Raw genomic sequence first — 19,704 nt, forward strand, 5'->3', positions numbered from 1 at the left:
GCAGCTGATGCGTGAAGCGCTTTACTCCTTGTTGTTCCTCAGCCCAAAAACTTAATGGATTCTTTGGTTTTTCTGGCAAATGCAATGGGATCATCGATCGACTCCCAGTGAACGTACATCAAGCGCGGATTCTCGAATAACCAGTGATTGTGGACGGCCGTCACTTTAATCCCGTTTTTGCGGAGATTGCTCAGCAAGCGGTTGACTTGACTTTGGAAGAGAGCGGTTTCGCCTAAACAGAGTGCCTTGCCTGAACTGTTCAGGGATTCGAAGGAGAAGAGCTGGTAGCGGACCAAAGGAGAAGTGGTACGTCTTCCTAAAATCGAGGCTCTAATGACCCGGTTTCTGGAGACAAAACAAACCGGACCTTTTGTGATTTCGTGCTCCGTTCCACCTAAAATAGCTGAGAATTCGTTACAAAGTTTTTTAAAGCGAGGACTTACTTTAACTTGCGCCATCCGAAATCATCCTCCCATGAAATGATATAATACAGCCTGCCCGTTTAACCGTGTTAGCCCAGGAATTTAATGGATTCTTTTGTTTTTCTGGCGAATGCAACCGGATTGTCAATAGACTCCCAGTGCATATACATTAAGCGAGGCTGCTCTTTCAGCCAGTGGTTATGGACTGCGGTTACTTTAATCCCGCGTTTACGGAGGTTCGACATCAACCGGTTCACCTGATTTTGGTGAACGGCCGTTTCACCCAAACAAAGCGCGCGGCCCGACTTATCAAGAGATTCGAAGGAAAACATTTGCATTTGAACCAAAGGGGAACGTGTTCTTTTGCCAAGAATGGTTTCTCTTAAATTCGTCATCCGCGTAACAAAGCAAACCGGACCTGCTTCAATTTCCGATTCGCCTCCCAATATTTTTCCGAATTGGGTACAAAGTCTTTTGAACTGCGGGCTAACCTTTACTTGTTCCGCCATCATAAGTCCTCCTTTAATCAAGTTCTATGTATTCTATGATCAAAGAAGGAAGAGGTATGGACTGATAGCGTAGGGTACTCGCATAAAAAACGAACGATCGAAGCTGCATCATGAGCAGGCCGGTCCGTTATCTGAACCCGTATCGCGTTTTCTTCCAGAGCAGCATGACAAATGCTTGACGGGGAGAGGCATTCTGTGATAGTTTCATCCATATCAAATGAACAGGGAGGGATAAAGCGATGACGATTTCTGAGATTGTAGATGATCAGGTGAACCTGTCTTCGGGAGCAATGCTGGGCAAGGTTCACCAAATCACAAATCGGATACCGGAGCTTTATCCTTCTATGCATAAATATCGCAGGTGACTTGTTTTTAAAATAGTCGCTTGTTTGTGTATAGCTTGGTTAATGTATCGCAAGAAAGCACCGGTATGCTGGTGCTTTTTTTTTGCGTTGTCTCCGTGTAAAAGGAGATCGTTAACGTTGAAGCACATCACTAAGTATGAAAAAATCCGTCAGATCCTATCTATCCTGAAACAACCGGATTATAGATACAAGCAAATAACTGATGCTATTTTCAAGCAGAAAATCGGACATTTTGAAGAAATGAGCAGCTTGCCTAAAGCCGTAAGAAACGAATTAATCAAGGAGATTGGCAACCCTGTGCTGAGCATTACGCCCAAAATCGTGCAGCAGTCCAAGCAAGTAAGCAAAATTCTTTTTGCCATCCCTGGCGACGAGCACATTGAGTCCGTAAAGTTAAGTTATAAAAACGGGTGGGAATCCTATTGTATCTCATCCCAGTGCGGCTGCGGGTTTGGCTGTACCTTTTGCGCTACGGGAACGTTGGGGTTGAAGAGAAATCTCACAGCGGATGAAATCACGGACCAGCTTCTTTATTTCCATTTGAACGGCTACCCATTGGACAGCGTGTCCTTTATGGGGATGGGCGAAGCCCTTGCAAATCCGTATGTGTTTGATGCCTTACATGTGCTGACCGATCCTGAGCTTTTTGGCCTGGGGCATCGGAGAATTACGGTGTCTACCATAGGCATCCTGCCTGGAGTAAAGAAATTAATGAAGGATTTTCCGCAGATGAATCTAACGTTTTCTCTCCACTCCCCATTTCCGGATCAGAGAAGCGAGCTCATGCCCATCAATCATCATTTTCCGCTGGAAGAAGTGATGAAGGTGCTTGATGAGCATATTCAAACGACGAAACGAAAGGTATACATTGCTTATATCCTTTTGAGGGGAATCAACGACTCGGCCAAACATGCTGAAGCGGTTGCTGATTTACTGCGGGGAAGAGGACCATGGGAACATTTATATCACGTCAATCTCATCCCTTACAATGCCACCACGGCCACCCCGCAAAGTTATAAAGAATCGGATCACAGCGGAATCAGCATGTTTCTTAAAATCTTAAAGACCAGAGGAGTCCATGTTACCGTCAGAACCCAGTTCGGTTCCGATATCAACGCAGCATGCGGTCAGCTGTACGGATCACAGTGAGATTTTGAAATTTTGCTGCCTGAACCATTTTTTCAAGGAGTGAGTCTCAGTGAGATACATTAACGCCTCTGCCGTCCTGCCGGAGGAATTGGTTGAAAAATTACAGGAATTTGTCCAAGGGGAATACCTCTATATACCGGCTATAAAAAATAAACATCGAAGCTGGGGAGAGCTATCCGGCGCCCGACAAGAGATTAATAAAAGAAACCGTGAAATACTGAAAGCATATTTACTGGGAGCATCCGTCGAGGAGCTTTCGGAATCGTTCCATTTATCGACCTATGCGATCAGAAAAATAATTTATCAGAAGTAGAAGTAGAAGTGGATCCCCCCCCTCAAGCAAATCGTGCTAAAGGAAAGCATGGTGTGACTTGCAGGGGGGTTTTTACGTTGTTGCTACGAAATGCTACAGCATCATTCGGTATATAGATCAGGAAAATCCAATCTGTTAACGTATAAATGTAGGCAGGGAAGAGGGGGTCAAAGTCATGAATGCCATCGTAAATATTTCGGTTGTAGTTTAAGTGAGCATAAAAGTAAGAAGATAAATTATACGGGTAACAACTAATTATCGCTATTTATGCTTGCTTAAGGGCTGATCGTACCTACGCATATAATGCCCATTACGTCTAGAGGATCATCAGGAGGTAGTTAGATTGTTAAAGATTTCAGTATATGATATGGATGGTAGAGTGACCGGTGAAATGGAGCTCGAACAATCCATCTTCGGCATTGTCCCGAACGAATCCGTTTTACATGAAGCGGTGGTCAATGTTCTCGCGAATAAGCGCAGCGGGACGCATTCCACCTTAACCCGCGGCGAAGTTAGAGGCGGAGGCCGAAAGCCCTATAAACAAAATAAAATCGACCGATCCAGAGCGGGTTCGATTCGTATGCCGCACTGGCGTCATGGAGGGATTGCGTTTGGCCCCAAACCTCGCGACTATGGTTACCGCCTGAATAAAAAGGTCAAGCGTCTGGCGATCAAATCGGCTTTGTCGGCTAAAGTACAAAATTACGAGCTCATTGTCGTCGACCGCATTCATTTAGAGAGTTACAGGACAAAGACCATCGTTGCCATGCTGAATGCTCTGGGTTCCGATCGAAAAGCGCTCATTGTCTTACCTGAAAAAGATCATATGATCTTTAAAAGCGCAAATAACATTCCGGGTGTACAAACCACAGAAGCCGATTCGCTGAATGTATATGACATTCTGAATTGCGATAAGTTCATAATCACTAAAGATGCTGTGAGAGTGGTTACGGAGATCTATGTTTAGGAAGGAATTTAATTTCATACGCGTAACTTGTTTTTTGAGGCCGAAAATGTGTAATGGTTGTTTTTATTGGTACCGTACACTGTGGAAAAAGCTGTAGTCGATTTGAAAAGAAACTACTCGCCCTTTTATAGGGCGGGTAGTTTTTATGCAACCACAAGTCTTGAATCAGAGAAGATGCTCAGTATTTCTCCAAGTGGTAATAGTTGCGCGGGGATTTGCGGTATTGCCCTGGGCTCATGTCGAACATTTTTTTAAAAGTCCATTGAAAATGGGTGACGTTATTGAACCCGACCGAATGAGCGATATCCGTAATCCGCTGGTTCGTATACAGGAGCATTTCCTTGGCCCGCCAAATGCGTTTGAAGGTAATGAACTCCACGACGGAAAAGCCTGAATTTTGCTTGAATACGCGGCTCAGATAGGATGAATTCACTCCGATAAAATCGGCGATACGGTCCAGAGTGATTTCTTCGGTATAGTACTGCGCGATGTATTCCATGGCTTTGGATACAACGGGTTTGAAATGCACATGCGACGCGTCCTCCATCTTAGAATATGGGGAATTGTTCTCATAACCTTCTTTGATCTCCAGTAAAATCCATTGCAGGAGTGACTTGATTTTTTGGCTTGAATAACGGTTTTGATGGTTGTAATGCTCTTGCAGCTGACTGAAGCCGAATTCGAGCTTCTTTTTTAAAGGTTCATTGATTCTAAGGCAATGGGAGAACCCCGGCTCGCGTTTTTCGAACAATGACAGCAGATTGACCTCGTCCAGCAGCGGATCGGTTTCGGCAAGCTGCCGGTTGAACATCAGTACTTTGGCTTCAAACGGTTCGTTGTTGATCAGCTGGCTTTTATGGAGCTCCTGATTGCCGATGACGAACAGGTCGCCTGGTTCAAACACATAGGTTTTGTTATCGATATAAAACTGCCCCCGTCCCGATAAGACATAGAACACCTCCAACTGCTCATGCCATTCAAAGGGCATCCGCCACTCTTCCTCGTTTAGATTCGTAAATATTTGAAATTCATCGAATCCCTGGAACGTTTTTAATGAATCGGGCAGACCATCCTTCGGGGAGATATTGTTCTTGTGCTTATCCATCTCTTCATCCTCCCCCGGTTTTATTGGATTATATGAGATATGAGCTGCCATAGATTTTGCGAAAGGATTCGGTTTTCCGAAGCTCGCCATCTTTCGAAGCGGACTGGACATGTCTCAAATAGTTCTCCTTGAACGTTCTGCCTCCGGAACCTTGACTGACATGCGAATCAGCGGCTTGAAGCTTGGCCTCCCATGTGCCAGTGACATCCACCGTATAATTAGGTTCATCCGACCATAGGAGGTAGACCTCGCGCGGCTTCCACGGCTGAATGCCTTCTTCCAGATGCTTCGGATAATAACCGTAGCTGTCGGCCAAATAAGCGGCTTCGGCAGCGGCTAGGCCGAGTGCGCGATGGTCGGGATGGAATTCCCATTTTTTCCAGGCGTCCAAAGTGATCACCACAACGGGTTTTTCGTTCCGGATCAGGCGGAAGATGCGTTCCTTCAAGTCCGGCTGTTCGCTTAAGGTTCCGTCATCGAATCCGAGCTGGATCACTCGATTCACACCCAGAATACGGGCGGCATCCGCCATTTCCCTTTCGCGGGTCTGGGCTAATTGTTCCGGCTTCACTGACGTATCCTGCGTTCCCCGATTCCCGTTCGTCGCGATGGCGATGGTTACCGAATGGCCTTGTTCGGCCAGTTTGGCCAGCGTGCCGCCGCAGGATACTTCGTCATCGGGATGTGCCGTGATTACAAGTACGTTCCACTTTTCCATATGAAACCCTCCAGTCATTTAGGTTTTGAATCGTTATCCCTTTAACCCGCCTAAGGTAATTCCCTCGATGAACTGCTTTTGCAGCAGAAAAAAAATAAGGATCATGGGCCATACGGCCAAGAGCATGCCTGCCATCAATACCGGATAATTTGTCGTGAACTGCCCCTGAAGGGAGGCAAGTCCGACGGCCAGCGTCATTTTGTCCATCGAATCGTTGACCACAAGCGGCCAGAGGAAGTCGTTCCACGACCATAGGGTGGAGATGATCGCCACGGAAATCAATCCTGGCTTTGCTAACGGGAGCATAATATTCCAGTAGATACGGAAGGGATTGCACCCGTCGATCTTGGCAGATTCCTCGAGTTCCGAAGGAAGCCCGAGAAAAAACTGACGAAGCAGAAAAGTGGAGTACGCGCTGAACATACCGGTTACGGTAATGGCTTTCAGGGAGTTCAGCCACCCCAAATCTTTCATTAATAAGTATTGGGGAATCAGAAAGACTTGGCCGGGCACCATCATAACCGATAAAACCAGCAAAAACAGCAGGGTTCTGCCGGGAAAATGAATTCTGGCAAAGGCATAAGCGGCCAGGGAACTGATTAATAAACCGAACAGCACCTTGACGAGCGTCGTTACAACCGTATTCCAATAAAACGTCATAAAAGGAAGCAAGTCGGCTACCTTTTGGAAATTGTCCCAATGCAGCTCGCCCGGAAGAATCGTGATCGGGATCCGGGTCACTTCATCAGGAGCTTTTAAGGAAGTAAGGAGTGACCATAATACAGGAACAACCATAAGGAACGACCCGACCATGAGCACGATATGGATGATCATAGGCTGGAATCTTCGTTTCTGTTTTGCATGCGTGACTGTGGTCATCTTTGCGGCCCCTCCTTAATCATAATGCACCCATTTTTTCTGCAGTTTGAATTGGAGCGCCGTCACGATCAGGATCATGATAAATAATAGAACGGCAATGGAAGACGCATATCCCTTATCATTTTTAATAAAAGCTTGTTGATAGAACAAGTAGACAACCGTATTGACATGATCGATGGCTACTGTGCCGACCATCATATAAATGAGATCGAATACCTGCATGGCTCCGATGAGCGAAGTAACCGATACGAAAAACAGGGTCGGCGTGATCAAAGGGAGCGTGATCCGGAAAAATTGGGACACTCGGCCTGCGCCTTCGATGGAAGCCGCTTCATAAAGCATAGGGGAAATTCCCTTAATTCCCGATATGATAATAACGGCTTGAAGACCAACCGCTCCCCATACAGCTACGCCTACGACGGAGATGAGAACGGTTCGGGAATCCGTCAGCCAGCTAACGCCGTAAATCGAAAGCAGCTTCAGGCCGGCGTTCAGCAGCCCGTAATCGCCATTTAATATCCATTTCCAAGACATGGCGATGGCAGCCGGCATCAACACGGACGGCAGGAAAAAAATCGTCCTATACACCGATATGCCGCGAACTTTGCTGCTCAGCAGAACACCCGCCAAGGTGGACAGAATGACAATCGCAGGCACATAGATGATTACGTATTGAAGCGTGTGCAGAAGGGAATGGTATACGGCCGTATCACGGATCAGCCTGGTGTAATTGCTCAGACCTGTCCAATGATAATTGCCAAAATCGCTCCATTCCGTGAAGGATAAATAAATGGTCCTCAGTACCGGCCATATGAACAACGCGCTCATGCCGAACAGAAGGGGTAATACCATGGCGTATCCCCATCCATATTCCCTCCTCTTCAGCTTTGAACGCTTGGCGTTGATAGTGGATGGTTGTTTTGCATTCATCACATGAGTTTCCCTCCGATGCAATGACGTTTATGGATTGGATGCGATGGCTTCGTTCACAGCATTGGCATACGCTTTGGCGGCTTCTTCAGGAGTGGATTCACCTGTATAAGCACTTTTCAGGTACTCTTCTTCCAAACCGTCGAGCTTGGCATTTTGCGGTCCGCGCGGTAATGCTTTTGCAGCGTTAGCCATATCCAGCAAGTTCTGCAGGTGGAACTGGGGTACCGATTTGAGCCACAATTCCTGTCCGCCATGAAATGCAGGCAGTGCGGTTCCGTCTTCCCCTTGGATATCGGCAGATTCTTTGGAACCCAGGAAATCAAGGAATTCGATGACTTCTTTAGGATGCTTCGTATTAGCTGCACCTACATTAGCCAGCCCATGAATGACGCTTGTTCTTAACTTGTCTTTAGGTAGAAGAGCAACATCGACATTGTTCTTGGTATACTCATTGGTGGCAAAATCTTTGACATTCCAAGATCCATCTATCAGCATGGCTACTTTTCCGGATTTAAACAGATCTTTGGGCGACGTATCCGTCATTTGGGCAAGCGTTGGAGAAACCTTATACTTGTGAATCAGATCGGTCTGAAGCTGGAGGCCGCGAATGCTCTCCGGAGAATCGTACAAGGATTTCTTTCCGTCATCCGTATAGAATCCACCCCCGGCCTCAAGTATTGTATTGTAATATCCTGTTTGTCCCTGGAACTGAGCGGGAAGTCCCCATATGCCATTGGCCGGATCAGTTAATTTCTGCGCGGCCAGGGCGGCCTTGTTCCAATCCCATGTTTCATCCGGATAAGGGATGCCTGCTTGATCGAATAAACTTTTGTTGTACCATAAACCGATAGCGTCCATGTCTTTGGGTACCCCGTAATGTTTGCCATCGTATGTATAAATGTCGACGAGGCCCTGAGGATAATTCCCGAAATCGAGGCTTGTGTCTTTCGCGTAGTCGTCCAGATTCAGCAGTTGATTGTTGGATGCATACTTCGGCAAACTTGCTCCGTTAATCCAAAATACATCGGGGAGGTTGCCTCCGGTAGCTGCCGTTTCCAATTTGGTCCAGTATTCATTCCATGGGGTTAACTTGATCTCAACATGGATATCCGGATGCTGTTCCTCGAATTTCGCGATAATTTTCTCCATGGCTGGCTGTTGGACTTGATCCCACAGTCCGTATGTCAGCGTGACATTGCCGGAGGCGGACCCTGATTCGTTGGACGAATCGCTGGCTGAATTTCCGGCTCCGCACCCGGAAAGAAGAAGTGTGAGCATAACCGTAAAAATGAGGATGGGTGCATAAATTTTGTTCATATCCGTTTGTCACTCCCCTATGAATTAAATAGAATAAATCCGTGTAAACCACTAGGATTTAATGATATTTAATATCTTAGGATAATCTATCGTGATTTTCAAATGATTCCTTGCGTGAAACATTAGATATTTTTACCTTTTGCTAATTTTTTTTTTGAAGAATATAGCATTGGAAATGGAGGGGAAGCCTCCAGTGCAGCGGTCTTTTTCTATATGCGCATGAACGGTGAAGGATTATAGTTATAACTAAGCCTTATCATATAAAGATCATGTTTGAACAGGAGGGAAGCGCATGGCATCCGGTACGGAGACAGGCACATACGGCTTTCGTTTCACGGCGCCTTCGCACCTGGCGCTGTGCGAATTGTTTGCGGTCGGGCGGGACGAGATCAGGCATCCGTCGTACCGATGGGACGGGGAGGAGCGGAAGGACGGTCCGCTGCTGCTGTTCCAGTATACGCTTGAGGGTGAAGGCATGTTCGAGTCGGGGACGGAGACGTACCGGATCGATCAGGGACGGGCAATTATGGCCGAGATCCCGGGTGATCACCGCTACTACTTTCCGGCGGATGGGTCGCAATGGTCCTTCGTGTTTATTCTGATACGCCCATCGCTCATCCTGCCGAATTGGGAGGAAGCAAAGCTGCGGTTGGGAGAGGCTCCCTACCTGCCGCCCACAAGCCGGCCTGTCCGCGCGCTGCTGGAGATTTGGGATCAGGCGGGCCACGGCCGGATTACCGACCCTTACACGGCCTCTTCCTGTGTATACTCTTTCATTTCTGAGCTGTGCCGGTATGCGGTAGCGCCGCATGACGAGCGACGGAACTGGCCGGAGAAAGTGCGCCAGGCCGCCGAGTATATGGATGCGAATTACCGCTCGATGATCAGTCTGGACCAGCTGTCGGACCGGCTCGGGTGGTCCAAATACCATTTGCTGCGCACGTTTGCGGCTGCGGTCGGCCAGACCCCGAGCGAATATTTAAACCGGGTCCGCATTGAACAAGCGATGCGGCTGCTCCGGCAGACGGATATGAGCGTTGAACAGATCGCGGAGCAGGTCGGATATTCCGGCGGCAGTTACCTGATCAAGGTATTCCGCAAGATGACCGGGCTGACACCCGGGGGCTTCCGCTCCGAAGAGGGGCAGCTGACGTTCAGCCGGATGTTTTTTGAAGATTATAACGTCGATAGACGTTTTTCTGATTAGTCGGCGAATAAACCGCAATATTTTGCTGTAATAGAAGAAAGATTACTATGGAAACGTTGTTCTTCCCGGACGTAATATAGGAGGCGTAAAAGCAATTTTATGATACGAAATCAATTCGGGAGGAACGTCATGCAGCATCATTCGTTTGCACCAACACCCCCTATGGGATGGAACAGCTGGGATTGTTACGGCGCAACCGTTACGGAAGCGGAAGTTCGGGGCAATGCCGAATATATGGCACGCCATTTAAAGGATTACGGCTGGGAATACATTGTCGTCGATATTCAGTGGTACGAGCCGGGAGCGGTCTCAGACCTGTACAGGCCCTTCGTCCGGCTGGAAACCGACGGTTACTCGCGCCTCATTCCAGCAGTGAACCGCTTTCCGTCTGCGGAGGGAGGCCAGGGCTTCAAGCCGCTGGCGGATTACGTACATAGCCTTGGACTAAAATTCGGCATCCATATCATGCGAGGCATTCCACGGCAGGCCGTACATGATAATACGCCGATCAAGGGCACGAACGTTACGGCCCGGGATATCGCCCATAGCTGCTCTTTCTGCGGGTGGAATACGGACATGTATGGCGTCGACGCGGGCAAGAAAGGGGCTCAGGAATACTATCATTCCTTGTTTGAGCTGTACGCCGAATGGGGCGTCGATTACGTCAAGGTGGATGACATTGCGGATTCTTGGCTGCACGGAGGGCCGCATTTGGCGGAAATAGAGCTGATCCGCAAGGCGATCGACCATGCCGGCCGGCCGATGGTGCTGAGCCTGTCGCCGGGACCCGCACCTGTGAAGCATGCCGATTTCCTTGAAACCCATGCCAACATGTGGCGGATGACCGACGATTTCTGGGACCGCTGGCCGCTGCTGCTTGATATGTTCGACCGCTGCGAAACCTGGCAGGGACGGCCGAAGCCCGGCTGCTGGCCGGATTGCGACATGCTCCCGCTGGGCCGCATCGGCGTCCGGTGCAGTCATCCCGACCGGATGACGAACTTTACGCGTGACGAGCAGCTGACGATGATGACGCTGTGGACGATCTTCCGCTCGCCGCTTATGTTCGGCGGGGAGATGCGCGACAACGACGAGTGGACGTTATCGCTGCTGACAAACCGGGACGTGCTGGACATGCATCAGCACAGCTTCGGCGCCCGCCAGGTGAGCCGGAGCGAAGGCCGAGTGATATGGGCTGCTGAGGGTCCTCATGGCGAGCGTTACGCCGCGCTGTTCAATACCGGCGAGGAGGCTGCCGAAGTTTCCGTGTCGCTGGCTGAGCTGGGCATTTCCGGCTCGGCGCATGCGCGAAATTTGTGGACCGGAGAGGAGCGCAGGGAGCTGGGCGGCACATTGGCTTCTGCCGTTCCGCCGCATGGAGCTTCTTTGTTCCGGCTTATAGCGGAATAACACCCTTTTGTTGATGCAGACATGATCAGAGGAAGTCTATCTTTTATAGATAGGCTTCCTTTTTGTTAAGATGATCGAATTCATAAAGCTCTGTACGGCCCTGGCTGCCCGATGTGACGATATATCAATTAGATGTTGGTATAGATCATTGTTTAAATCAGGGGAGTCATTTACAATTTTTTTAAATTTAGTGCAAGTCATATAGAGATACAATGATATCTTGAGAGAATGTATGGAGGTGTTCCGAAAAAACAGATGGGACCATTGTGATTGGAGAAATGGATGGGGTCAGAGCGTTTTTTGCTTATTATTGAAAGCGTTTTCGAATGATTGGCTGGGAGTGATATTGTGGTTCCCCGTCAAATCTACGAATCTTTAGGGAAGGTGACACGATGCGCATACGAGAGTACAGCACGAAAGGCATATCTTTCAGGAAATTCCTCTACATACTTCCGTTCATGCTTTTGCTTGCTGTCTTTGCCTACTATCCGCTATACGGATGGGTCTATGCATTCTTCGACTACTCGCCGCCGATTCCGTTGTCCAAATCTCCGTTTGTCGGCTTACAGTGGTTTCGTTCCTTGATCGAAAACCAGGTCAAGATCGACCAGCTGCTCCAGGTCATCAAGAACACGTTCGGGATGAGTGGATTGGGGCTGCTGTTCTCCTGGCTCCCCATGATTTTTGCCATATTCCTGAACGAAATAAAGGCCGTGCGGTTCCGGAAGTTTGTGCAGACGGTAACGACCCTGCCGAATTTTATCAGCTGGGTACTGGTATATTCTTTGGCGTTTTCCATGTTTTCCAGCGAAGGCATCGTCAACGGTCTGTTGAAGCAGCTGGGACTGATCGATTCCCCGATTTTATTCCTTCAGAACTCCGATCACGTCTGGATCACCATGTGGCTGTGGACGATCTGGAAAACGTTAGGCTGGTCCGCCATCTTATACATAGCGGCGATTACGGGAATTGATGATTCCCTTTATGAGGCGGCCCATGTGGACGGGGCAACGAGAATGCAGGTGATATGGAACGTCATCCTGCCGAGCATGCTCCCGACGTATTTTGTTCTGCTGATGCTGCAGATCGCCAGCTTTCTGAATAATGGCTTGGAGCAATATTTCGTATTCCAGAATGCTTTCAACAAGGAAAATATACAAGTTCTGGACCTGTATGTTTATAACCTGGCGATGGGGGGCGGCAGCTACTCCGTATCGGTCGCGATCAGCATGCTGAAGAGTTTGATTAGTGTTGTTCTTCTCTTTTCGGTAAACGGATTCTCTAAATTGTTAAGAGGAGAGAATATCGTATGAGAAAAGCAGTTCAGGTAAGCCCGACCGACAAAATGATCACCGTAGTGATCTACGTCCTTTTTTCCCTGTTTGCTTGCGTGTGCGTCTATCCGTTTTACTCCATCATCATTAATACGATAAGCGCAAACGATATCAGTGCCCGGGGGGACGTCGTCTTTTATCCGCTGCATATCCATTTCCAGAACTATTTGGACGTTTTTAAAATACCGGGATTGGGGAATGCGGCTTTGATCTCCCTGGGCAGAACCGTGATCGGAACTCTGCTGACGGTAGGGGCCTCCGCCTTTTTGGGATTTATGTTCTCCCAAGAGGATATGTGGGGGAGAAGATTCTGGTACCGGTTCACCGTCATCACCATGTTCTTTAACGCCGGCATTATTCCGTGGTATCTCACCATGCGTTCCCTGCATCTGACCAACAATTTTTTGGCATACATTCTGCCGACGATCGTAGCCCCGTTCTTCATCATTCTGGTCAAGACCTTCGTGGAATCGACGCCGAAGGAATTGCAGCAGGCGGCAAGCATCGACGGAGCGGGCACGATGATGATCTTCTTCAGGATCATATTGCCGATAAGCAAGCCGATCTTGGCGACGGTCGCGATATTTACTGCAGTGGATCAGTGGAACTCTTTTCAGGATACGCTGCTGCTCGTTACGGACAGCAAATTATACACGCTGCAATTTATTCTCTATAACTATATCAATCAGGCGAGCTCATTATCGACCATGGTTAACCTGCAAAATGCCGGTTCGACGGCCATAGCCAGTCTAGCCACAGAGCAAACCACGACTTCCATTCGCATGACCGTTACCATTATCGTCGTTGCCCCCATATTACTCGTCTACCCGATCTTCCAGAGGTTTTTCGTCAAGGGAATTATGATCGGGGCGGTCAAAGGTTGATTTTCGCATGGGATTAAAAATGGATTAGGAGGATGGTCAATGAGTAAAAGCAAGAAAGCAGCAAAAAAATCGGTCATGCTATTGTTCGCTTGCCTCTTCATCGCCTCGGTCGGGCTGGCCGGCTGTGGAAGCGGATCCAATGAGGAGCCGGGTACCGATACAAAGACTTCCGAGAATAACACAGCCATCGATCACAGCAAGCCGCTGACGATTACGGTGTTCGATAACGCGGCGAATTACCAGGGCGAGCAGACCGGATGGTATGGCAAGCTGCTTAAAGACAAGTTTAATCTGACGCTGAACATCCTTGCTCCGCAGGTTGCCGGGGATCAGTTATACAAGACGAGGTCGGCAGCAGGAAATTTGGGGGATCTCCTGATCATCGATAACAGTCAGCTGGAAGAGCTCATCCCGGCCGGTCTCATTATGGACTTGACGGATAAGGTCAAGAACACCAAGTACTTGTCCCAGTATGTGGATAATCACTTTAAACCTTTCAACGAAGCTTTCGATAAAGTGAATCCGGACGGCAAAATTTATGCGTTACCGACGTTTACAGCCGATACTTCGCCAACGACCTTCTCGGAAGACCAGCCTTATTCCAGCCCCATTTTGCCCTGGGATTATTACAAGGGGGTAGGGGCACCCAAGCTGAACAATTTGACCGACCTCCTGAATGTACTGAAAAAAATGCAGGAGAAATATCCCAAGACTCCGGACGGGAAACCGATCGTTCCGATCACCCTGTGGAAGGATTGGGATGGCGGAGGGATGGAGAACGTACGCTGGCTGAGTAACTGGTACGGCTATGAGCAGCCTGACGGCACTTCAACCTTACAGCTGAATGCGAAAGGCGATATCGTTCCGCTCATCGATGATAACAGCATGTACAAAAAGATTTTGCAATTTTATTTTACGGCCAATCAGATGGGGCTGATCGATCCGGATTCCGCGTCGCAGGATTGGAACAAAGTCTCTGAAAAACTGACCAACAAACAGGTGCTCCTCTTATGGTATTCCTGGCAAAGAGGGTTCTACAATTCCATCGAAAGGGGCAAAAACGGCGACGGCTACGTTTCAGTCCCGATCGCGGATTCCCGGATCATTCAGACCAGTGATGCCTACTACGGCAACGGCAGGGTTTTTGCCATCGGTTCAAAGGCCAAAAATCCCGAAAGGATCATGGAATTCCTCGATTGGTCGGTTTCTCCCGAGGGCTTGCGCTACTACACGAACGGCTTTGAAGGGTTCAATTACGAAAAGACGGATGACGGCAAGTTCAAGCTGACCGAAACAGGGCAAACCGCTTTCCAGAAGAACACCCCCGTACCGGATCAATATGGCGGCGGCGGATACCAGGACGGACAGAGCAAGATCAACAGCATGATCATGAGCGATTTTGTCAAGGATCCGGACACCGGCGAATTCTATAACAACAATTACTGGAGTTCCACTATAGAAGCTAACAAGACCGCCTTGACCACGGACTGGCAAAAAACCTACGACGCCAAGAACGCAACAGACTACTATCAGAAAAATAAGATGATCGACATCGTGCCGAATATCAATACAAGCTTCGGCGTCGACTCGTCGGATATTAAAAATAAACGCAGCCAGATTTCGGACTATGTAAAAAATGCATCCTGGAAAATGGTGTTTGCGAAGGATCAGGCGGAGTTTGACCAGCTGTGGGCAAAGATGAAAACGGATGTGGCAGGTCTCGGCTGGAATGACGTACTTGCTGCGGATACGGCAAAAGCGCAAAAAATCGTTCAAATGCGTTCCGAGGCATCGGCCGGCAAATAAGAGCACCGGCAGTGAAGGCCGGTAAATTCTAACGATGAAGGGAGACGTTACACATGCTTCGAATCGTACAAGTTGAAAACGGGGTGGTGCAGGGACTACCGGCAGCCGACCCCCGAATCACCAGTTTTAAAGGAATCCCATTCGCCGCTCCGCCCGTAGGCGACAACCGGTGGCGTGCCCCGCAGCCGGCCAACGACTGGGAAGGCGTGCTTAAGGCGTACGAATTCGCGCCAATCTCGATGCAGGTAAGGCAGGAGATCGACGAAAACAATATCTATACCCGGGAATGGGCCGTGGAACCGGACATCGCCATGGACGAGGACTGTCTCTACCTGAACGTATGGACACCGGCTAATCGGACCGATGAGAAGCTGCCGGTCTACGTGTGGTATTTTGGCGGAGGTCTTCAGGTCGGCCATACGGCTGAAATGGAGTTCGACGGTGAGCGCATCGCCAGAAGAGGGATCGTGGTCGTCACGATCAACTACCGCCTCAATGTGTTCGGATTTTTATGCCATCCGGAAATTACGGCGGAAGCGCCCGAAGCGCCGGCTAACTTCGGCAATCTCGACCAGCAGGCGGCCACCAGATGGGTCAAGCGCAATATTGCGGCTTTCGGCGGCGACCCGGACAACATCACGATCGGCGGTCAGTCCGCCGGCGGCGGCAGCGTGATGACCCAGCTGACTTCGCCTCAGAATGAGGGGCTGTTTCAAAAGGCGATCATTCAAAGCGGAATCTACACGAAGCTGTATCCGGGGACTCGCGTGCCCCCGCTTCGGAGTCATTTGGCTGAGGCCGAACAGGATGGCGTGAAATTTTTTGAATATCTTGGCGTATCTTCACTTGCGGAAGCCCGGCAGCTGGATGCCGTCACTCTCCGCGACAAGGCTGTGCAATACAAGGGATTCTGGGGCACCGTCGCAGATCAGGTGTTCAGCGTAGGCAATCCGTTTGAATTGTTCCTTGAGAACAAGCGCTGGAATGTGCCGGTCATGTTTGGCCACACGTCCTCCGAGTTCTTCAGTACTCCGGATGTCCATACGCCTGAAGAATTCAAGAAGCTGGCCGAAGACATGTTCGGAGACGACGCAGAGGCGTTCCTGGAACTGTGTGGCGCGCCATCGGCCAACGTGGAGGAGAGGCGGCAGAAGGCTGCGGTGAGCGGCATCGAATATGCGATCCGCATCGCCGCACAGGCCAATGCCGAGACCGGCTCCGGTACGCCATTGTACTATTACAATTTTGATGCCGAGATCCCCGGCTGGGATGATCCGGGCACCTTCCACTCGGTAGATCTCTGGTTTTTCTTCGAAACGCTGGCGAAATGCTGGCGGCCGTTTGTCGGCAAGCATTACGATTTGGCCCGCCAGATGTGCAATTACTGGGCGAACTTCATCCGTAACGGTGATCCGAACGGGCTGGATGCAACGGGAGAGGAACTGCCGCGATGGGAGCCTTATACCCCGGAAGCCCCTTATGGAATGCTCTTTGCGGATCAGGCTGAATTTTCCCAAGAGCAGCCGAGCGAGATCATGAAATTTCTGGTGCGCCAATATTTCAAGAAGAACAGACCCGTCTTGCAGCCAGAGGCTTAGCATGGCGTGATATGGATATCAAGCTTGTTTATGCTCCTGGAATTTTCTTGGCGAATAGCCTGTCATCTGTTTGAACTGTCTGCAGAAGTGCTCCACATTTTGATACCCGCATCGGGAGGCGACTTCAGCAATGTTTTGGGTGCTGTGAATTAAATATTCTTTGGCCAACCGGATTCGGCTGTTGATGACGTCTTCCATGCAGGTGACCTTAAAGGTTTTTTTGTAGATGCTCTGCAGGTAGCCTGGGCTGATTCCGAGATATTCGGCCATTTTCGCAATCGTCCAGTAATCGCCCGGATCGTTCTGGATCGCGGTTCGAAGCTTCAACAAGTTATAATACTGAGGCGTAATCGGTTCGTGAAAATAAGATTCCAACAGCTTGTTGAACAGCGTCCGCAGCAAACAGTCGATGGACGAAGCCTTGTAATCCCGATGAAAGTTGTGTTCGATGGTCAACAGTTCAAACAGCTTGCGGCAGTAGTCCGGATCATCCAGGGAAAAGGGGACTCCGAGCGGCAGCGGCGATTCCGTAATATAGGGCTCATTAGATTCAAAGCGGATCCAGTCATTGATGAATTGATCGGCGCAGGCCCGATAATACACTTTCTGCTGCGGGCGGTAGAGGATAACGCTGTGCGTAGGATATTCCTTCAGCGCACCATTGACCCAGAACTGCGCGGGAGTCTTGGTGATGACAAGAAGCCAGTGATGACCCACGGGAACATCGATCACAAAGTTGCTTGGGTGCGTCGTGTTATACTCAACAAAATGAATACGGGCCATCCTTATCCCTCCTTGGAATGATGTTTCTACTATACTATAACAAGGAAAATATGAACGAAACCCTATGAGTTCTACCTTAGCATCAGGAAATATGTTCAGTGACCGGGTCATGAGATGATCCACCGTTTACAAGCGCCTCGCGGCTGCCGTCAATTCGCCGCGGGGCGCTTGTTTGTGTTAAACCTTGGGCGACTATATTTTTAGGGGGAACATCTTGAGTTTGTGAATTGTAAGCGATTTCTAGAAAGATATAATTTAGTTATCACCAGGTGAGAATATGTGACAATAGATGAAAAAGGGGAGGGCACAAAGAAATGCGCAAAAAGGTAAAACGTTCACTCATCATTTTGTGTATCGGCATGATTTCTACGGCACTGCTGCTATCCGGCTGCAGCGGATCAGGAAAAACGAGCGGCGGGGGATCGACGGCTGAATCAAGCGGGGACGATACGAAACCCATTACCCTGTCTGTGTTTATGGACGCCCCGGGCCAGCAGCCTACGGCCGACAACAAAATTTATAAATTGATTAAAGAAAAAACCGGCGTCAGTCTGAATATGGAATTTTTGGTCGGGGATCTGCAGCAGAAGCTGGGCGTTATGATCGCAGGCGGCGACTACCCGGATCTCATCTCGGGCAATGACAAACTGATCAATGCGGGGGCTTATATTCCGCTGGAAGATTTAATTGAGAAGTATGCGCCCAATTTGAAGAAGCATTATGCGGAAGTATGGAATCAAATGAAGGATCCGAAGGACGGACATATTTATGTACTCCCAAGCTACGGCGTGTATACCGGTTCGGTTCACGATACGACCTATCAGGGACCGGGGTTCTATTTGCAAAAGGATGTTTTGAAAGAAATGGGCTATCCTACGCCGAAAACGCTGGAAGAGTACTTTGATATTATCGCGAAATATAAGGCTAAGCATCCGGATATGATCGGATTTGAAACCTTGAATTTTGACTGGAGGGTATTTCCGCTCCAGAACGCGCCGGAGCATTTATCCGGTCACCCTAATGACGGCGGCGTGATCGTGGACAACAACAAGGCGCAAATTTTTGCGGACAAGGATATCGCGAAGACCTACTATAAGAAGCTGAATGAAGTGAACGCACAGGGCTTGCTGGATAAAGAGGCCTTCGTGCAGAACTATGACCAGTACCTGGCCAAAATCGCCAGCGGGCGAGTGATCGGCATGTTCGATCAGCATTGGAACTTCCAAGATGGTGAGAATTCCTTGATTTCCCAAGGGAAAATTGGAAGCACTTACGTCGGCTTTCCGCTCATGTATCCCGGTGCAAAGGAATACTATCGTGATCGCGGAGGGTTGAACCTCAATCGCGGGTTTGGTATTTCCGTAAAAGCCAAAGATCCGGTTCGGATCATTAAGTTTATGGATGCATTGATGACAGAGGATTGGCAGAAGACGCTGCAATGGGGAATCAAGGGAGAAGATTATGAGGTCAAAGAAGACGGCACGTTCTACCGGACTCCGGAGCAGCGGAAAAATGCCGACAACAATACCTGGAAATTAGCCAACAAGGCAGATTCGTTCTTTGGATACATGCCTAAAATGCAGGGATCTTACAGTGATGGCAACGCGACGGATCCCGGAACCCAGCCGCAGGAATTTTATGATAGCTTGAAGCCGTATGATCAAGAAATCTTGAAAGCATACAACCATAAAACCTGGGCGGAATTTTTCAAGGAGCCCGGCCCGAACCCGGTATATTTCCCGGCTTATACCATCATTCTGGAGGACGGTTCGGCCGCTCAACTGGCCAGCACCAAATTAAACGACCTGTCGGTAAAATATTTGCCGAAAGCGATTATGGCTTCCCCTTCGGAATTTGATAGTGTATGGCAGGATTATGTGAATCAGATCCACAAGCTGGATATTAAGGCTTACGAAGACCGCATGAATGAACAAATTCAATGGCGGATTAAGAACTGGAGCAGCAAGTAAGAGCTGTAGAAATCCAAACGGGGCGGGGAATTCAT

The 19,704-nt window shown here is 49.0% G+C and carries 18 protein-coding genes; 10 read left to right on the forward strand and 8 right to left on the reverse strand.

What is annotated here, in order from left to right:
• Positions 1–38 precede the first annotated feature (38 nt).
• Positions 39–458 (reverse strand): DUF1259 domain-containing protein, encoded by a 420-nt coding sequence (locus BCV73_RS03965; protein ID WP_076169218.1) that lies wholly within the window; start codon positions 456–458, stop codon positions 39–41.
• Between the two features lie 53 nt (positions 459–511).
• On the reverse strand, positions 512–931 hold the full coding sequence (locus BCV73_RS03970) for a DUF1259 domain-containing protein (RefSeq protein ID WP_076169217.1): 420 nt from the start codon (positions 929–931) through the stop codon (positions 512–514).
• A 482-nt stretch (positions 932–1,413) separates the two neighbouring features.
• On the opposite strand from BCV73_RS03970, the gene BCV73_RS03975 reads away from it, so the two are divergent.
• The 3 genes from BCV73_RS03975 (at position 1,414) to rplD (ending at position 3,725) form a co-directional block, all read left to right on the forward strand.
• Positions 1,414–2,445 carry a Cfr family 23S rRNA (adenine(2503)-C(8))-methyltransferase gene (locus BCV73_RS03975; protein ID WP_089546116.1) on the forward strand — a complete coding sequence of 344 codons (1,032 nt, stop codon included), beginning with the start codon at positions 1,414–1,416 and terminating at the stop codon, positions 2,443–2,445.
• Positions 2,446–2,494: 49 nt separating this feature from the next.
• On the forward strand, positions 2,495–2,758 hold the full coding sequence (locus BCV73_RS03980) for a CD3324 family protein (RefSeq protein ID WP_089546118.1): 264 nt from the start codon (positions 2,495–2,497) through the stop codon (positions 2,756–2,758).
• Between the two features lie 343 nt (positions 2,759–3,101).
• Positions 3,102–3,725 (forward strand): 50S ribosomal protein L4, encoded by a 624-nt coding sequence (gene rplD, locus BCV73_RS03985; RefSeq protein WP_089546120.1) that lies wholly within the window; start codon positions 3,102–3,104, stop codon positions 3,723–3,725.
• A gap of 178 nt (positions 3,726–3,903) precedes the next feature.
• On the opposite strand, the gene BCV73_RS03990 is transcribed toward rplD, so the two are convergent.
• The 5 genes from BCV73_RS03990 to BCV73_RS04010 all read right to left on the reverse strand — a co-directional run bounded on the left by BCV73_RS03990 (position 3,904) and on the right by BCV73_RS04010 (position 8,677).
• Positions 3,904–4,830, reverse strand: coding sequence for an AraC family transcriptional regulator (locus BCV73_RS03990; protein WP_179231876.1), 927 nt, complete (start codon positions 4,828–4,830; stop codon positions 3,904–3,906).
• 28 nt (positions 4,831–4,858) lie between these two features.
• A complete protein-coding gene (locus BCV73_RS03995) occupies positions 4,859–5,548 on the reverse strand; it encodes a PIG-L deacetylase family protein (protein ID WP_179231877.1) in 690 nt (229 codons plus the stop codon).
• Between the two features lie 33 nt (positions 5,549–5,581).
• A complete protein-coding gene (locus BCV73_RS04000) occupies positions 5,582–6,427 on the reverse strand; it encodes a carbohydrate ABC transporter permease (RefSeq protein WP_089546124.1) in 846 nt (281 codons plus the stop codon).
• Positions 6,428–6,442: 15 nt separating this feature from the next.
• Positions 6,443–7,279, reverse strand: coding sequence for a carbohydrate ABC transporter permease (locus tag BCV73_RS04005; protein ID WP_256992731.1), 837 nt, complete (start codon positions 7,277–7,279; stop codon positions 6,443–6,445).
• Positions 7,280–7,387: 108 nt separating this feature from the next.
• On the reverse strand, positions 7,388–8,677 hold the full coding sequence (locus tag BCV73_RS04010; RefSeq protein ID WP_256992732.1) for an ABC transporter substrate-binding protein: 1,290 nt from the start codon (positions 8,675–8,677) through the stop codon (positions 7,388–7,390).
• A 292-nt stretch (positions 8,678–8,969) separates the two neighbouring features.
• Here BCV73_RS04010 and BCV73_RS04015 point away from each other — a divergent pair, with 292 nt between their 5' ends.
• The 6 genes from BCV73_RS04015 to BCV73_RS04040 all read left to right on the forward strand — a co-directional run bounded on the left by BCV73_RS04015 (position 8,970) and on the right by BCV73_RS04040 (position 16,916).
• Positions 8,970–9,884 (forward strand): AraC family transcriptional regulator, encoded by a 915-nt coding sequence (locus BCV73_RS04015; RefSeq protein ID WP_089546126.1) that lies wholly within the window; start codon positions 8,970–8,972, stop codon positions 9,882–9,884.
• 129 nt (positions 9,885–10,013) lie between these two features.
• Positions 10,014–11,294 (forward strand): glycoside hydrolase family 27 protein, encoded by a 1,281-nt coding sequence (locus BCV73_RS04020; RefSeq protein ID WP_089546128.1) that lies wholly within the window; start codon positions 10,014–10,016, stop codon positions 11,292–11,294.
• A gap of 392 nt (positions 11,295–11,686) precedes the next feature.
• A complete protein-coding gene (locus BCV73_RS04025) occupies positions 11,687–12,607 on the forward strand; it encodes an ABC transporter permease subunit (protein WP_089546130.1) in 921 nt (306 codons plus the stop codon).
• Positions 12,604–13,512 (forward strand): carbohydrate ABC transporter permease, encoded by a 909-nt coding sequence (locus tag BCV73_RS04030; RefSeq protein ID WP_089546132.1) that lies wholly within the window; start codon positions 12,604–12,606, stop codon positions 13,510–13,512. The genes BCV73_RS04025 and BCV73_RS04030 overlap by 4 nt, the downstream gene beginning before the upstream one ends.
• 39 nt (positions 13,513–13,551) lie before the next feature.
• A complete protein-coding gene (locus BCV73_RS04035) occupies positions 13,552–15,318 on the forward strand; it encodes a type 2 periplasmic-binding domain-containing protein (protein ID WP_089546134.1) in 1,767 nt (588 codons plus the stop codon).
• 53 nt (positions 15,319–15,371) lie between these two features.
• The gene (locus BCV73_RS04040) at positions 15,372–16,916 is read left to right on the forward strand and encodes a carboxylesterase/lipase family protein (RefSeq protein WP_089546136.1); all 1,545 of its coding nucleotides are present in this window, start codon (positions 15,372–15,374) and stop codon (positions 16,914–16,916) included.
• Positions 16,917–16,934: 18 nt separating this feature from the next.
• Here the strand turns inward: BCV73_RS04040 and BCV73_RS04045 are convergent, their stop codons facing one another.
• On the reverse strand, positions 16,935–17,699 hold the full coding sequence (locus BCV73_RS04045; protein WP_089546138.1) for a helix-turn-helix transcriptional regulator: 765 nt from the start codon (positions 17,697–17,699) through the stop codon (positions 16,935–16,937).
• 314 nt (positions 17,700–18,013) lie between these two features.
• Between BCV73_RS04045 and BCV73_RS04050 the strand changes: the two genes are divergently transcribed.
• Positions 18,014–19,669: an ABC transporter substrate-binding protein gene (locus BCV73_RS04050; protein WP_076169206.1), complete on the forward strand. Its 1,656-nt coding sequence runs from the start codon at positions 18,014–18,016 to the stop codon at positions 19,667–19,669.
• Positions 19,670–19,704: the final 35 nt, after the last annotated feature.

This window comes from Paenibacillus sp. SSG-1 (assembly GCF_002224835.1).
In the GTDB taxonomy this organism is placed as follows: domain Bacteria; phylum Bacillota; class Bacilli; order Paenibacillales; family Paenibacillaceae; genus Paenibacillus_AQ; species Paenibacillus_AQ favisporus.

Coding starts and splice junctions, on each gene's coding strand:
- BCV73_RS04015 (WP_089546126.1), top strand. CDS start 8,970: ATGGCATCCGGTACGGAGACAGGCACATACGGCTTTCGTTTCACGGCG.
- BCV73_RS04030 (WP_089546132.1), top strand. CDS start 12,604: ATGAGAAAAGCAGTTCAGGTAAGCCCGACCGACAAAATGATCACCGTA.
- BCV73_RS03995 (WP_179231877.1), bottom strand. CDS start 5,548: ATGGAAAAGTGGAACGTACTTGTAATCACGGCACATCCCGATGACGAA.
- BCV73_RS04000 (WP_089546124.1), bottom strand. CDS start 6,427: ATGACCACAGTCACGCATGCAAAACAGAAACGAAGATTCCAGCCTATG.
- BCV73_RS03970 (WP_076169217.1), bottom strand. CDS start 931: ATGGCGGAACAAGTAAAGGTTAGCCCGCAGTTCAAAAGACTTTGTACC.
- BCV73_RS04005 (WP_256992731.1), bottom strand. CDS start 7,279: ATGGTATTACCCCTTCTGTTCGGCATGAGCGCGTTGTTCATATGGCCG.
- BCV73_RS04045 (WP_089546138.1), bottom strand. CDS start 17,699: ATGGCCCGTATTCATTTTGTTGAGTATAACACGACGCACCCAAGCAAC.
- BCV73_RS04020 (WP_089546128.1), top strand. CDS start 10,014: ATGCAGCATCATTCGTTTGCACCAACACCCCCTATGGGATGGAACAGC.
- BCV73_RS04035 (WP_089546134.1), top strand. CDS start 13,552: ATGAGTAAAAGCAAGAAAGCAGCAAAAAAATCGGTCATGCTATTGTTC.
- BCV73_RS03965 (WP_076169218.1), bottom strand. CDS start 458: ATGGCGCAAGTTAAAGTAAGTCCTCGCTTTAAAAAACTTTGTAACGAA.
- BCV73_RS04025 (WP_089546130.1), top strand. CDS start 11,687: ATGCGCATACGAGAGTACAGCACGAAAGGCATATCTTTCAGGAAATTC.
- BCV73_RS03990 (WP_179231876.1), bottom strand. CDS start 4,830: ATGGATAAGCACAAGAACAATATCTCCCCGAAGGATGGTCTGCCCGAT.
- BCV73_RS04050 (WP_076169206.1), top strand. CDS start 18,014: ATGCGCAAAAAGGTAAAACGTTCACTCATCATTTTGTGTATCGGCATG.
- BCV73_RS04010 (WP_256992732.1), bottom strand. CDS start 8,677: ATGAACAAAATTTATGCACCCATCCTCATTTTTACGGTTATGCTCACA.
- BCV73_RS04040 (WP_089546136.1), top strand. CDS start 15,372: ATGCTTCGAATCGTACAAGTTGAAAACGGGGTGGTGCAGGGACTACCG.